Below are 13,872 nucleotides of genomic sequence, written 5' to 3'. Positions count from 1 at the left end.
CCGTTGTCCACTCCCGGTGGCTTCCTCGCCGGCTTGGTCGCCGCCACGGCCGCCCCGCTTCTCGCCTGGACGCTCGACGCCCGCACGGTCGCCGTCGGCGGTCTCGTCCTGGCCGCGCTCGCGGCCGGCCTGATCGCCGCACTGTCGACGACCGCCGCAGCGATCGACACCGCCGGCGTCTGCTGGGCCGCCTACGACGGATTCGCGCTGAATCGCCTCGGCGAGCTGCACCTGGCAGCCGCCGATCTCCGCGCCCTCGGCTACATCGTCGGCGCCGCACTGATCTTCCGGTGCCTCGCCGCCGGGCTGCGCGCCGTGCGGGCGGCGGCCCGCGCAGACGAGAACCCTTCGGTCGCCCTGCCCGCTCAGCTCCCCGCCGGCCCTTCCCCGCGCCCGAATCTGCGACAGACCGCGGGGACACGCCGGTGAGCACCGGGATCCTCGTCCTCGCCGTTCTGATACTCGGCTACGGGTGTAAGGGACTGGCTGTCTTTTCATCGGTCTTCTCCTGCCGGGGCCCGTGGATTCCGCAGGGAATGGGAAGGACAGAGCGGTCAGTGCTTGGCGAAAAGCGCCGCCACGCGGGTTCCTCGACAGAAACGGAGGCCCGAGCGGACGGCAACGGGAATGGTCTCCACGGCCATGGCGTCGGGCGCTCCTTTCGTGATGTCCGGCGCGCCGGCGGTAGGTCGACTTGGGCTGGCCACGTCAACAGCGTGTGCTCGTCGCGGTAGTCCAGCACCAAAAAATCCTCGCGCGCCGCAGACAGCGTCGCGGTAATGGCCACTCGGGGCATCGCCACCAGCGGTCGTCACGCCCCGGTGCTAGCTGCAGTCCCTGGACTCCTGCTGACAGGTAGGGCAAACGTCGTGGCGCGCCCTGGAGCCCGGCTCCGCGTGGTAGGTCACCAGCAGCTGACCGCCCGAGTCGCCGAGCGACACCTTCTCGCGGCGCAGCTCGCACCGTGGACGGTGCTCGCCGCATATGCCTGCGAGCAGGAAGGCACCATGACATCCCAGAATCTCCCCGGCGGCAGCTACCGCGTCGCCGATCTCGAGCTCACCCGCGTCGGCTACGGCGCGATGCAGCTCGCCGGCCCCGGCGTCTTCGGCCCGCCGAAGGACGGCGACGCCGCGATCACCGTCCTGCGTACGGCGGTCGAGCTCGGCATCACCCACGTGGTGAGCAGGCGCCTCACGACGTGTGCAGCGCCGCTCGGAGCACAGATCATGACTGTTCGGCCGATGCCGAGCAGCGTGCTCAGCTCATTTCCCACCGCGGTCGATGTCCCTGCTGCGGTTCTGCCGCTGCCCTCGAGCCTGACCCGGCACCGGAAGCTGCCGGACCGGGCACGCCAACCAGCGGTAGTACGTATCGAGCCCGCGAACGCGGTGATCCGGTCCGCGATCCGCAGCTGGGCGTCCGCCGCACGACGCGCGCGATGCTCCAGCACCACCGGGTGATGGCGAACGATCGGGTCGGATCGGGACATGCTGGCCTCCCGGGAGTCGAGTCCTCGCAACCGTCACATCCCGGGCGGGCCGCCGTGCGCGGCGAACAGCCGGACGGCCAGGGTCCTTCGCCCCTCGTCGGCGCAGGACCGGACCTGCCGGCTCCCCCACCGGGGTCCTTCGACCCTGCCTCCGAGGCCGCGCCCGCGGGACCCTGAGGCGATGAACAGCGACGACCGCCCCACGACACTCTCGACCCGCCCCGCGGACCACGACCGTCTTCAGCACGCCGTCGAGCTGGCCCTGCAGGCTCCTTCGGTGCACAACACCCAGCCGTGGTGCTGGCGGATCGGGGCGGACCGGGTCGAGCTGTTCGCCGATCGGAACCGGCAGCTGACGGGCACCGACCCGGACGGGCGGGACATGCTGATCAGCTGTGGCGCCGCCCTGCACCACCTGCAGGTGGCGCTGGCCGGGCTCGGCGTGGCCACCGAGACCGATCGGCTCCCCGACCCGGAGAGCCGAGACCATCTCGCCACCGTGCGAACGCGCTCCGGCGCGCCGAACCGGGCGGACGCCGCGCTCTTCGGCCAGCTCGGCCGCCGGCACACCGACCGCCGGCCCTACGCCCAGGAACCCGTCTCGACCGCCGCCCTGCGCGCGATGGTCGATCGGGCGAGCGGATTCGGGACCGTCCTGCAAGCGGTGACCGACCCCGCCGCGGCCGCCCGCCTCCACGTCGTCCTGGCCGAGGCCGCCACCTCGCAGCCACACCGCCCGGGCTACCTGAGCGAGCTGTTGACCTGGACCCACCGGTACGCGAACGCGCACGACGGGATTCCCGCAACCTCCGTCCCGCCCCGCGACGCGTACACCGCGAGCTACCTGCGCCGCTTCCCGTCCGGACAGCAGGCCGCCGATCCGGCGTTCGGCCCCGACGGTGGCCTCCTGCTCGTGCTCGCCACCGCGCGCGACGACGTGCCGAGCGCGGTCCAGGCGGGTGAGGCGATGAGCGCGGTCCTGCTCACCGCGACCCGATCCGGGCTGGCCACCGCACCGCTGAGCCAGGCCCTGGAAATCAGCGCGACGCGGGAGCGGATCCAGATGGAGGCCCTGCGCATACCCGAGTATCCGCAGCTGATCATTCGCGTCGGTCACCCACCGGCGGATTCCGCTCCGCTCGAGGCCACTCCGCGCCGGCCGCTGCGATCGGTCCTGCACCGCTGACCTTGGGCCGCGCCAGCGACGGCGCAGCGCAGCGGCGATGTCCGCGGCAGCATCCAAAGCGGCCGTGCCCGCCGCACTGGCGTCGGTACCGACGACGACGGGCCCGTCGCTCGGAGGCGCCGCGTTCGGCTCCGGCCCGCGAACCACGGCGAGGGGACAGCGCGCCGCCCCGCTGAGCGCGGCGGCGATCGTTCCGGCGAGCAGCCCACCGGAGGCGTCTTCGCCGAAGCTGCCGACGACGAGCAGGCGCGCGTCGCCGGTGCGCGCCGCCACGACGTCTCCGATACGTGCGGGCCCGGGATCAGAGTCGAGGACGACCTCGGCCGTCGCCCCCGGCCCGAGCGACGCCGGTAGGAGGCAGGACCATCGGCCCTACCGGCCAGGGCCGAGCGATCAGCGACGCAGGGCCGGGCGCCGGGCTAGCGTCGTCGCATCGGCCCAAGGAGGACGCGTTGACCATCTCGGTGTTCCTGCTCGACGACCACGAGATCGTCCGCCGCGGTATCGCCCAGCTGCTCGAGACCGAGGACGACATCGAGGTGGTGGGCGAGGCCGGTACGGCGGCGCAGGCCCTGGCCCGGGTGCCGGCCCTGCGGCCGGACGTGGCGATCCTGGACGTTCGCCTGCCCGACGGTGACGGGGTCACGGTGTGCCGGGACATCCGCTCGGTGATGACACCGCCCCCGGCGTGTCTGATGCTGACCTCGTTCTCCGACGACGAGGCGCTCTTCGGCGCGATCATGGCGGGGGCCTCGGGGTACCTGCTCAAGCAGGTCGCCGGCATCGATCTCGTCGGGGCGGTGCGGACCGTGGCCGCGGGCGGTTCGCTGCTGGACCCCAAGGCCACGGGCCTGGTACTCGAACGGCTGCGCCGCGGCGCGGAGCCCACGGACCCGAAGTTCGAGTCGCTCAGCCCGCAGGAGCGGCGGATCCTCGAGTTGATCGCGGACGGGTTGACGAACCGGCAGATCGGCGCCGAGCTCTACCTGGCGGAGAAGACGGTCAAGAACTACGTCTCCTCGTTGCTGCACAAGCTGGGTTTCGCCCGCCGCACCGAGGCGGCGGTCTACGCGACCGAACGCCGCCGCCCCGGCGCGCGCTGACGGCCCGGTCGGCCCTGCGGGCCCGGGTCAGTCGAGCGGCACCCGCCACTGCAGACGGGTCCCCCCGCCGTGGCGCGGCGCGACGGTGAAGGTGCCGCCGAGTTGTTCGGCGCGCTCGGCCAGGTTGTGCAGCCCGCTGCGGGCGACGGCGGGCGGAATGCCGATGCCGTCGTCGACGACGTCGAGCAGGAGCTGGCCCAGGGAGGATTCGACGTCGAGGGTGACCGTGACGGTCCGGGCGCCGGAGTGACGCACCGCGTTGCTGACGGCCTCCCGGGCGACGGCGAGCACGTGCAGGATGACGTCGTCCGGCACGAGGGTGTCGACGGGCCCGGAGGTGCGCGCGGACGTGGTGAGGTCTGCCCCCTCGGCCGCCTCGGTCACGGTGTCGAGCAGGCGCCGGCGCAGGCCTTCGTCGTGCTGGTCGGCGGTGTGCAGGTCGAAGATGGACGTACGGATCTCCCGGACGGTCTGGTCGAGCTCGTCGACCGCCTGCTGGATCCGGTCCTGGACGTCCGGCCGGGTGCTGCGGCGCAGGGTGCTCTGCAACTTCAGCCCGGTGGCGAACAGGCGCTGGATGATGTGATCGTGCAGATCGCGGGCGATCCGGTCCCGGTCGGCCAGGACATCGAGCTGGCGCTGGGCGCGGTTCTTCTCCCCCAGCTCCAGCGCGAGCGCGGCCTGCTGAGCGAAGGAGGTCAGCAACGGAATCTCCGTGGGCTGAAACGGCGAAGCACCGGTGTTCCGCAGGGCGACGAGTACCCCGATCACCCGTTCCGCGGACCGCAGCGGCACCGCCACCGTAGGCCCCAGGCCCGTCGGCCCGACAGGATCGGCGAACAGCATGTCGGGAGCGTCGACCAGCACGGGATTGCGGCTCTCCGCGACCACCTGCAGCAGCTCGCCGCCGGCGACCGTCTCCCCGTCCACGTCCAGCTCCATCCCGACGCGCGCGTGGATGTCGAACCGGCCGTCGCCGTCGGGACCCAGCGCGACGAAGGCACCCGCCGCGCGGGTGAGTTCCTGGGTGCGCAGGGCCACCAGCTGCAGGACATCGTGATCGGAGACGCCGGCGAGCACCTCCGACCGGATCTCCCCGAGCACCTCCAGCCACTGCTGGCGGGCCCGGCTCTGCTCGAAGAGATCCGCGTTCTGCACCGCGATGCCGGCGGCCGCGGCGAGGGCCTGCAGCACGACCTCGTCGTCCGCGGTGAACTCGCCGCCGCCCCGCTTCTCGGTCATGTAGAGGTTCCCGTACACCGAGTCACGGACCCGCACCGGCACGCCGAGGAAGCTGCGCATCGGCGGGTGGTTGGGAGGGAAACCCACCGAGGCCGGATGCCGGCTGAGATCGGCCAGGCGTAGCGGCTCCGGCTCGACGATCAGCTGCCCGAGCAGGCCCTTACCCTCCGGCGGGCGGCCCAGCGCGGCGCGCGTGTGCGGGTCGAGCCCGATGTCGATGAACCGGGCGATCGACCCGTTCGGGGCCAGCACGCCGAGGGCGCCGTAGCGGGCGTCGACCAGGTCCACCGCCGCCTGCACGATCCGGGTGAGCGTGGTCTCCAGCTCCAGACCCGCCGCGACCGCCAGGACCGCGTCGAGGAGACCCTGCATGCGGTCCCGGGCCGCGACGATCTGCCCGAGCCGGTCCTGGACCTCGCCGAGCAGCTCGTCGAGCCGAAGGCCGGAGAGCACCCCGGCCATCGGTGCAGTGGTCGCGTCCACGGCCCAACACTGACATGTCGCCCCGGCGCCAACAAGCACGCCCGGCCCCCTGGGCGGTGGGACGAATACCCCGGCGGAACGGGACCTTCGACGCTACCCGCCGTCGGCGGCCACGAGCAGGCTCGCAAGTCATGGCGGACACCCGCCGGGTACGGAGACGGTGAGCGGTGATGGGCACGATCACGCAGGCATTGGGGCTGTCCGAGGAGCAGGTGCGCAGGCTCCTGCAGACGGCGGCGTTGGCCCCGTCGCTGCACAACACGCAGCCGTGGCGGTTTCGCCTGACGCCGGACTGGATCGAGGTCCACCTCGATCGAGGACGAAAACTCCGCGTCGCCGACCCCGACGGCCGGGAGCTGCGGATCGCAGGTGGGGCCGCTCTGTTCAACCTCCGGCTCGGACTGATCGGGCTGGGGATCAGACCGGTGGTGACCGTCCTGCCCGATCCCGGAAACCCCGATCTCGTCGCGATCGTCCGTCGGGGCGGTCGGCGACGAGCCACACCCGAGCAGCAGCGGCTGCTCGCGGCGGTTCCGCGGCGCAGGACCAACAGGCGTCCGTTCGCCGAGGTGGCGGTGGCCTCCCCCGCCCGCTACGCCTACCCGCGCCGCCACCGAGGAGGGCGCCTGGCTGCATCTGGTCACGGATCCGCAGCAGCGCTCCGAATTGGGCTGGTTGGCCCGCCAGGCCCACCAGCGGCAGTCGGCCGATCCGGCGTTCCTGGCCGAGATCGCCGCCTGGACCGGACACGAGGCCGGGCGCCCCGACGGGGTGCCCGCGGCGGCGGGGGGCCCGCAGCCCCTGTCCAACGGGGCGTGGGTGATGCGTGACTTCAGCGGCGGCACCGGCCGGATCGACGGACCCGACTTCGAGGCCGAGCCCCTGATCGGGGTGCTCAGCGTCCACACCGACGGGCCGCGGGAGGAGATCCGCGCGGGCGAGGCGTTGCAGCGCGTCCTGCTGACCGCCACCGTGCACGGGCTGTCCGTCTCCTTCCTGTCCCAGCTGGTCGAGATACCCGACGTCCGGGACCGGATGCGCCGGCTGCTCAGCGGGACACGCCCGCCGCTGGCGGTCCTGCGGATCGGCCACGGATGGCCGGTCGCCGCGACACCACGACTCCGCGTGGAGGACCTGGTCCTCCCTGCCTCCGCCGCGACTTCCACGACCCCTGCACACACGGACAAGGAGCTCGCTGATGACCCACACCGTGCCTGACCTGCCGTTCGCCACCGAAGCGCATGTCGCGGTCGGCATCGACGGAACCGAGACGTCGCTGCACGCGGTCCGCTGGGCCGTCGACGAGGCCGGGAAGCGTGCGGTTCCCCTGCTGATCGTCCACGCCGCGCCGTACGCGGCAGGGGCCGCGGGTGCCCTGCGCGCCCACGCGGGCCGGATCCTGGGACGCGCATACACCGTGGCCCACCGCCGGAACCCGGCCCTGGCGGTCCACACCGCCCGGCTCGACGCGGACCCGGCCGTCGCTCTCGTCGAGATCGCCGGCCGCGCCGACCTGGTCGTGCTCGGCATGCCGGGCGACGGCCAGGTCGGGTCGGGCGGCTCGGTCGCCCTCCGCGTCGCGGCGCACGCCACGGGTGCCGTCGCCGTCGTTCACAGCGGCGACCAGGAAGCGCCCGCGGGCCCTGTGGTCGCCGGAATCGGTGACCCGCACACCGACGCCGGTGTCGTGGCGGTGGCCCACGCCTTCGCCCGCCGGCGCCGGGCACCGCTGCACGTCGTGCACGTCGCCCACTCGGCGCGAGACGCCGCCCACGCCCGTGACCTGCTCGAACCGCTGACAGCGCGATGGGCCGAACGCGACACCGGCGTGCCTGTCGCCGTGCACGTCGTCCACGGTCGTCCCCTGCCGGTGCTCATCGAACGGGCCGTCGGTGCCCTGCTCCTCGTCGTAGGGCCCGCGAAGGGCGGACTGCGCGGGATGCTCGGCTCGACGAGCCGCGCGCTGCTGCGCGCGGCGCCGTGTCCCGTCGTGGTCACCGGCCACTCCGACGTGCAACCCGCAGGTGGCCCGGCGCGGGACCCACACGCGCGAGCCGAGCTGTGGTGAGCCCTGCCGCGGTCCGGGAAACCCACATCGGCGTCGTCGTCCTGCTCGGCGACCGCGCCTACAAGCTGAAGAAGCCCGTCCGCACCGCGTTCTGCGACTTCTCCACCGCCGAGCTGCGCCGCGCCGCGCTGGATCGGGAGCTGATGCTCAATCGCAGGCTGGCACGGCCCGCGGCTGCTGGACTGTCTCGACTTCGACGACCGCCTCCGCTGCCTCGACGGGCTCGACGACGTCGCGTTCCTCGCGATGGATCTCGAGCGGGTCGGCGCCCCGGAGGCCGCGGGCTTCTTCCTCGACGCCTATGTCGAGTTCTCGGGCGACTCCGCCCCGCCGTCGCTCCGGCACCACTACATGCGCGGCGTCCGGTCCCCGAGGACGTGTCCCTGATCGGGTACGACGACACCAATCTCGCCGGCCTGTCGTCGGCGTGGGGCAGGACGCCGCACGGCTGGCGGGCATCGCGACCCGGCTGGCCCTCGCCAGAGCGGAAGGCAGCGCATCGTCGGACGAGGGAGCGCAGGTGGTGCCGCCGCAGCTGATCGTCCGCGCCACGACAGGAACGCCGCGCGACCGCTGAGCCGGCGCCGGCCGTCGCCCGACCTGACCCGTGCGGGTCGGATTCAGTCAGCGCGCGCAGCGCAGCCCCGCCATCCCCCCGTCCACAGCCACCTCGGTACCGGTGACGGAGCCCGCCGCCGGATCCGCCAGGTAGACGATCGCGTGCGCGACCTCCCCCGTTGTCACCAGCCGTCCGATCGGTTGCCGGGCCCGCAGGGCGGCCAGCTCTTCGTCCGGCTCGCGGGCGTTGTCGAGCAGCCGGCTGATCCACGGGGAGTCGACGGTTCCCGGGTGGACGCAGTTCACCCGGACACCGTCGCGGAGGTGGTCCACCGCCATCGCCCGGGTCAGCGCGGCCACGGCCCCCTTGCTCGCCGAGTACAGCGCGCGGTCGGGCAACCCGGCGGTGGCGACGATCGAACCGACGTTGACGACCGCGGCACACGTCGAGCGGCGCAACGCCGGTAGCGCGGCCCGCGTCGTCCGGACCACGCCCAGCAGGTTGACGTCGAGGACGCGGCGCCACTCGTCGAGGGAGTTGGCCTCGACCGTCCCGGCCGCACCGATCCCGGCGTTGTTGACCAGGATGTCGAGGCCGCGGAAGCGCTCGACCACCTCGGCGATCGCCCCCGCCATCGACGCGTCGTCGGTGACGTCGGCGCGGATCCCGCACAGCGGGGCGATGACGCCGGTCGGGTCGAGGTCGAGCACGGCGACCCGGGCGCCCCGCGCGGCCAGCAGCTCGGCGGTCGCGCGGCCGATTCCCGATGCGCCGCCGGTCACGGCGGCGGTCAGACCCTCAAGCCCGGTCACGGGAGCGTTTGCCCGCCGTCGACGTGCCAGGACTGCCCGGTCACGAAGCGGGAGGCGTCGGACGCCAGGACCACCGCGAGGTCGGCCACGTCCTCCGGGGTCGTCAACCGGCCCATGGGGATGCCCGTGCGGAACTTGGCGGGGTCGCCGTCGATCTGGCGCTCCGGGCCGATCCCGAGGCGCCGCCACTGCTCGCGCTGCAGCTCGGTGTCACACGAGCCCGGGCAGAGGGTGTTGACCCGGATCGACTCGGCGGCCAGTTCGAGCGCGAGGCAGCGGGCCATCATGTCGGTCGCCGCCTTCGAGGCGCAGTACGCCCCCAGGTCCATCCGCGGGGTGCGGGCGCAGTTCGACGTGACGACGACGATCGACCCGCCCGCGGCCCGGCGGCGCATGTGCCCGGCGGCGGCGCGGACGGACAGGTAGGCGGCGCGGGTGTTGACGGCGAACTGGGCGTCCCAGTCGTCGATCGCGGACGTCACGAGATCGCCCGCGCGCAGGATCCCCGCGTTGTTGACGAAGATGTCGGGCGCGCCCAGCTCGTCGACGACCTCCGACAGGGCGCGCTCCACCTCGTCCGGGTCCGTGAGGTCGGCGGCGACGGACGGGCCGCCGAGCGCCTTCGCGGCGGCGGCCGCACCGTCGCCGTCCTTGTCGACGACGGCGACGGTGGCACCGGCCGCGGCGAGTGCGGTGGCGATCGCCCGGCCTATGCCGCGGGCGGCACCCGTGACGGCGGCGGTCCGCCCTTCGAGGGTCGTGGTCATGAGGAGGCACCTTCCGAGGTGGCCGGGGAGGGCGAGTCGGCGTAGCGGGCACGGATGAGCAGCACGGAGAGCAGGCTGATCAGGGCGACGATCGTCAGCAGCGCGGCCATCGGCCAGGAGGCGTTGTCGTAGCGGATCAGGAGGGCGCTGGCGACCAGGGGCACCAGGCCGCCGAGCATGCCGCCGACCTGGTAGCCCAGCGACGCCCCGCTGTAGCGGACCTCGGCCGGGAACATCTCCGAGTACAGGGCGGCCTGCGGCCCGTACATCAACGGATGCCCCACACCCATGATCACGATGACGCCGAGGAACAGCAGCGCGGTCGAGCCGGACTCGATGAGAGCGAAGAGGGGGAACGCGAACAGGGCGACGAGTACCGCGCCCGCCGCGAACACCGGCCGCCGGCCGAGCCGGTCGGACAGCGCACCGAAGAGCGGCACGGTCAGGCACATCAACGCGGCCGCGACGAGCACCGCGCCGAGGAACGTGCCGCGGGGGATGCCGACATGCGACGTCCCCCAGGACAGTCCGAGCACCGTGACCAGGTAGAACACCGTGTTGATGACGACGAACGCGCCGGCGGCGCCGAGGATGCTGCGGCCGTGCCCGGTGATGGCCTCCTTGACGGGGAGGCGGGCGGTCCTGCCCTCGGCGGCGAGCTGCGCGAAGACGGGGGACTCCATCAGCCGGAGCCGCACCACGAGGCCCACGATGATCAGAACCGAGCTGAGCAGGAACGGGACCCGCCATCCCCAGGACAGGAACGCCTCGTCCGGCAGCGCCCCCACCGCGGAGAAAGCCGCCGTGGACAGCACGAGACCGAGCGGACTGCCGATCTGGGGCCACGAGCCGTAGAAGCCGCGCCGTCCGGGGGCGCGTGCTCGACCGCCATGAGGACGGCGCCGCCCCACTCCCCACCGACCGCCACGCCCTGCACGAACCGCAGCAGCACGACGATCACCGGGGCGAGGAGCCCGATCTGCGCGTAGCCGGGCACGAGGCCCATCGCGAGGGTCGCCAGGCCCATCGCCAGCAGCGAGACGACCAGCATCTTCTTGCGGCCCGCCCGGTCGCCGTAGTGGCCGAACAACATCCCACCGAGAGGCCGGGCCGCGAACCCGACGGCGTAGGTGGACAACGAGGCGAGAAGCCCCGCGCCGGTGGAGAACTCGGGGAAGAACAACTTCGGGAACACCAGCGCGGCGGCGGTGCCGTAGATGTAGAAGTCGTACCACTCCACGGTGGTGCCGACGAGGCTGGCGAAGGCCACCTTGGTGACCTGCCGTCGGCTCGTCGCCGGTGCGTCTTGCCCGGTCAGGGCTGGGCCCGTCATGTCGATCACCCTTCGTTGGGTTCCGTGAGGGGGCTGGTCGTGGTCAGGAACGGGCCGCGGGGACCGCGGTGCGGTCCAGGGCCGCGTCGAATGCGCTGGTGATCGCCTCCCGCGCCTTCCCGGCGCGCAGGGCGTCGCCGATCACGACGACCTCGGCGCCGTCGTCCACCGGCAGACCGGCCGCGAGCGCCGCGCCCTCCCCACGGCGCAGCCGGTGGTAGAGGGCGTCGCGGAACCGGGGCGAGGCGAAGAGCCGATGGGCGAGCCGTGACCGCGCGGCCCGGGTGTGCAGCAGGCGGGGCACCAGCGCCCCGAGCCCGAAGCGGTACCGCGCGCCGGTGGCGACGACGACCACGTCGGCGCCGCGGAGCAGCTCGGCGGACGCCTCGGTGCCGTAGCGGAGGACCACACCCTTGCGGCGACAGTCGCGTTCGAGCTCCTCGACGTAGGCGGCGAACGTCGGCTCGGCCGCCTGCACGTCGTTGAACCGGGGGGCGAGCCCGGTCAGCCTGAACGCGCCGCCGGGCCGGTCCGCGCGCTCGAGCACGGTGACGTCGTTGCCGTCGGCGACCAGGGACGCGTAGGACAACCCGGCTGGGCCGGCCCCGAGCACGACGATGCGCCGCCCGGCCGCCGGTGCGACGCCCTCGTAGTCGAGCTCGCGTCCCGTCTCCGGGTTGACCACGCAGGACAGCTGCGCGCCGGAGCGCATGTTGGTGATGCAGTGGTTGCAGGCCAGGCACCGCCGGACGGGTTCACCGGCCCGGGTCTTGGCCACCCACCGCGGGTCGGCGATGAGCGGACGGCCCAGGGCGACCAGGTCGAGCCTCCCCTCGGCGACCGCCCTGGCCGCGACCTCCGGGTCGCCCAGCCGCCCGACGCCGATCACCGGGACGTCCACGACCTGCTTCATCCGCGCGGCGTAGTCGAGGAAGGTGGCCTCGGGGTAGGCCATGGGCGGGATCATCCGCTCCGCGGCGGGCAACGAGCGGTAGTGCCCGGCCGTCACGCTGACCGCGGCGGCCCCGTCGCGGGCCGCCCAACGCCCGACCTCGATGCCCTCCTCGAGGGTGAGCCCACCGTCGAAGAAGTCCTCCACCCCGATGCGGAAGATGACCGGCAGGCCCGGCACCTCCGTCCTGATCCGGCGCAGGATCTCCAGGCCGAAGCGGGCGCGGTTCTGCAGGGATCCGCCGTAGGCGTCGGTGCGCGTGTTCTCCATCGGGCTGAGGAACTGGGAGATCAGGTAGCCGTGGGCGCCGTGCAGCTCGACGACGTCGAAGCCGGCCTGCTGCGCGCGCCGCGCCGCCGCCACGTAGGCGGCGGTCGTCTCCTCCAGGCGGGCGGGCGACATCGCCTCGGGCAGGGCGATCTCGCTCTCGATCTCGAACACCGGGGTCGGCACCGCGGACGGCGCGACCGGGGTGACACCGGAGACGGCGCGCCGGGCGCGGCTGCCGCCGTGGCCGAGCTGGACGGACGCGGTGGCCCCGGCCTCGTGCAGCATCGCGGTGAGCCGGCGCAGGCCGGGCAGGAAGCGGTCGTGGTAGATGCCGAGCTCACGGAAGCGGTGCTTGCCCGCGATCTCGGGCGAGGCCATCTCGACGGTGATCAGGCCGACGCCGCCGGCCGCCCGGGCCCGGTAGTAGGCCAGCGTCGCGTCGGTGACGTAGCCGTCGTCGTCGGCGAGACGCGTGGTCATGGAGGGCAGAACGGTGCGGTTGCGCACCTGCACGCCGCCGATGTCCACCGGGTCGAAGAGGCCGGGGCCGGGCGTGCCGGTCATGTGGTCTCGAGCCCGGCTCGACGGAGGGCCTCGCCGATCCGTCGGCGGTCCGGATCGGGTATCGGCTGCAGGGGTGGCCGCACGTGCGCCTCGTCGATCCGGCCCAGCAGCTCCAGCGCGACCTTCATCCGGTTGTGGCCGTCGAGGAAGGGGTCCTCGTAGCAGACCTCGGCGACCGGCCGGATCCGCTCCCACACCCGGCGGGCCTGGGCCAGGTCCTGCTTCTCCACCGCGCGGAACAGCTCGACGTGCAGGTCGGCGACGATGCTGCCGTGCCCGGAGAGCACTCCGTCGGCCCCCAGGACCAACGACGCCAGCAGCGACCGGCTGAAGCTCGACAGCACGGAGACGGGCTTGTCGAGCGCGCGCAGGGCGTTGAGGTTGCGCTCGTAGGCGACGATGTCGTTCGACCACTCCTTGACCGCGACGACGTTGTCGATCTCGGAACAGATGCGGACGAGCGCGTCGGTGCCCAGCCGCAGCCCGGACGTGGCGGGGTAGACGAACGCGATCATCGGCAGGCTGGTCGCCGCGGCGATCTCGGAGTAGTGGCCGAACGCCATCTCGGGGCGCTGCTGGGAGCCGCCTTCGAACACGCCGGAGGGGAAGACGAGCAGGGCGTCGGCGCCCGCCCGCTCGGCCTCGGCGGCGATCCGGGCCGCCTTGGCGGATCCGTCCTGGTAGACGCCGGAGATCACCGGAACCTCGCCACGGACTTCGTCGAGCACGATGTCGAGCACCCGGCGCTGCTCGTCGGCGGTGAGCGTCGCGACCTCGGAGGCGTGGGCGTTGGTCGTGATACCGGAGATGCCGTCCAGGTCGAGCAGGCCCCGCAGATGGCGGCGGAGATTCCGCTCGTCGATCTCGAGATCAGCGGTGAACGGCAGCAGGTGTGCCGGGATCACGCCACGGAGTTGGACCATCGTCGGTCGTTCCCTTCCTCGGGCCGCCGCCGTCCGGAGAGGGCGCCGGCGGGGATGTGAGGGAAGTTACGGCCGCGGGCGGTTACCGCGGAAATGCCGATCTGGCACTACTTATGCG

Annotated in this window: 12 protein-coding genes and 2 pseudogenes; 8 read left to right on the top strand and 6 right to left on the bottom strand. The window is 73.0% G+C overall.

Going from position 1 to position 13,872, the window contains the following annotated elements; genetic code table 11:
* Positions 1 to 3: 3 nt before the first annotated feature.
* From WBK50_RS12950 to WBK50_RS12935, 4 genes and pseudogenes are all read left to right on the top strand, one after another.
* A complete protein-coding gene (locus WBK50_RS12950; protein ID WP_341335844.1) occupies positions 4 to 429 on the top strand; it encodes a hypothetical protein in 426 nt (141 codons plus the stop codon).
* A 578-nt stretch (positions 430 to 1,007) separates the two neighbouring features.
* Positions 1,008 to 1,181 (top strand): annotated as a pseudogene (locus WBK50_RS12945) (oxidoreductase); the annotation flags it as partial.
* Positions 1,182 to 1,673: 492 nt separating this feature from the next.
* Positions 1,674 to 2,678, top strand: coding sequence for an Acg family FMN-binding oxidoreductase (locus tag WBK50_RS12940; RefSeq protein WP_341335843.1), 1,005 nt, complete (start codon positions 1,674 to 1,676; stop codon positions 2,676 to 2,678).
* A gap of 452 nt (positions 2,679 to 3,130) precedes the next feature.
* Positions 3,131 to 3,781 (top strand): response regulator transcription factor, encoded by a 651-nt coding sequence (locus WBK50_RS12935; protein WP_341335842.1) that lies wholly within the window; start codon positions 3,131 to 3,133, stop codon positions 3,779 to 3,781.
* Positions 3,782 to 3,808: 27 nt separating this feature from the next.
* Here the strand turns inward: WBK50_RS12935 and WBK50_RS12930 are convergent, their stop codons facing one another.
* Positions 3,809 to 5,506 carry a sensor histidine kinase gene (locus WBK50_RS12930; RefSeq protein WP_341335841.1) on the bottom strand — a complete coding sequence of 566 codons (1,698 nt, stop codon included), beginning with the start codon at positions 5,504 to 5,506 and terminating at the stop codon, positions 3,809 to 3,811.
* A gap of 666 nt (positions 5,507 to 6,172) precedes the next feature.
* On the opposite strand from WBK50_RS12930, the gene WBK50_RS12925 reads away from it, so the two are divergent.
* The 4 genes from WBK50_RS12925 to WBK50_RS12910 all read left to right on the top strand — a co-directional run bounded on the left by WBK50_RS12925 (position 6,173) and on the right by WBK50_RS12910 (position 8,151).
* Positions 6,173 to 6,724, top strand: coding sequence for a hypothetical protein (locus WBK50_RS12925; RefSeq protein ID WP_341335840.1), 552 nt, complete (start codon positions 6,173 to 6,175; stop codon positions 6,722 to 6,724).
* A complete protein-coding gene (locus WBK50_RS12920; RefSeq protein ID WP_341335839.1) occupies positions 6,705 to 7,574 on the top strand; it encodes a universal stress protein in 870 nt (289 codons plus the stop codon). The genes WBK50_RS12925 and WBK50_RS12920 overlap by 20 nt, the downstream gene beginning before the upstream one ends.
* Before the next feature lie 246 nt (positions 7,575 to 7,820).
* Positions 7,821 to 7,961 carry a hypothetical protein gene (locus WBK50_RS12915; RefSeq protein WP_341335838.1) on the top strand — a complete coding sequence of 47 codons (141 nt, stop codon included), beginning with the start codon at positions 7,821 to 7,823 and terminating at the stop codon, positions 7,959 to 7,961.
* Positions 7,962 to 8,001: 40 nt separating this feature from the next.
* Positions 8,002 to 8,151: a hypothetical protein gene (locus WBK50_RS12910; protein ID WP_341335837.1), complete on the top strand. Its 150-nt coding sequence runs from the start codon at positions 8,002 to 8,004 to the stop codon at positions 8,149 to 8,151.
* A 47-nt stretch (positions 8,152 to 8,198) separates the two neighbouring features.
* Here the strand turns inward: WBK50_RS12910 and WBK50_RS12905 are convergent, their stop codons facing one another.
* From WBK50_RS12905 to WBK50_RS12885, 5 genes and pseudogenes are all read right to left on the bottom strand, one after another.
* Entirely contained in the window at positions 8,199 to 8,945 is a 747-nt protein-coding gene (locus WBK50_RS12905; RefSeq protein WP_341335836.1) for an SDR family NAD(P)-dependent oxidoreductase, read from the bottom strand.
* A complete protein-coding gene (locus tag WBK50_RS12900) occupies positions 8,942 to 9,712 on the bottom strand; it encodes an SDR family NAD(P)-dependent oxidoreductase (protein WP_341335835.1) in 771 nt (256 codons plus the stop codon). Before WBK50_RS12900 ends, WBK50_RS12905 begins: the two co-directional genes overlap by 4 nt.
* Positions 9,709 to 10,947, bottom strand: a pseudogene (locus WBK50_RS12895) (MFS transporter); the annotation flags it as partial. The pseudogene WBK50_RS12895 and the gene WBK50_RS12900, both read right to left, overlap by 4 nt.
* 141 nt (positions 10,948 to 11,088) lie before the next feature.
* A complete protein-coding gene (locus WBK50_RS12890; protein WP_341335834.1) occupies positions 11,089 to 12,831 on the bottom strand; it encodes an oxidoreductase in 1,743 nt (580 codons plus the stop codon).
* The gene (locus WBK50_RS12885; protein WP_341335833.1) at positions 12,828 to 13,754 is read right to left on the bottom strand and encodes a dihydrodipicolinate synthase family protein; all 927 of its coding nucleotides are present in this window, start codon (positions 13,752 to 13,754) and stop codon (positions 12,828 to 12,830) included. The genes WBK50_RS12890 and WBK50_RS12885 overlap by 4 nt, the downstream gene beginning before the upstream one ends.
* Between the last annotated feature and the right edge of the window lie 118 nt (positions 13,755 to 13,872).

The sequence above is a fragment of the Pseudonocardia sp. T1-2H genome (assembly GCF_038039215.1).
Classification (GTDB): domain Bacteria; phylum Actinomycetota; class Actinomycetes; order Mycobacteriales; family Pseudonocardiaceae; genus Pseudonocardia.
The sequence above is the reverse complement of the archived record's forward strand: the minus strand, read 5'-3'. Positions and strand labels throughout refer to the sequence as shown.

Bases quoted from the DNA above. Each gene is read 5' to 3' on its own strand.
- WBK50_RS12915 (WP_341335838.1), top strand. From the start codon at position 7,821: ATGGATCTCGAGCGGGTCGGCGCCCCGGAGGCCGCGGGCTTCTTCCTC.
- WBK50_RS12940 (WP_341335843.1), top strand. From the start codon at position 1,674: ATGAACAGCGACGACCGCCCCACGACACTCTCGACCCGCCCCGCGGAC.
- WBK50_RS12920 (WP_341335839.1), top strand. From the start codon at position 6,705: ATGACCCACACCGTGCCTGACCTGCCGTTCGCCACCGAAGCGCATGTC.
- WBK50_RS12885 (WP_341335833.1), bottom strand. From the start codon at position 13,754: ATGGTCCAACTCCGTGGCGTGATCCCGGCACACCTGCTGCCGTTCACC.
- WBK50_RS12900 (WP_341335835.1), bottom strand. From the start codon at position 9,712: ATGACCACGACCCTCGAAGGGCGGACCGCCGCCGTCACGGGTGCCGCC.
- WBK50_RS12890 (WP_341335834.1), bottom strand. From the start codon at position 12,831: ATGACCGGCACGCCCGGCCCCGGCCTCTTCGACCCGGTGGACATCGGC.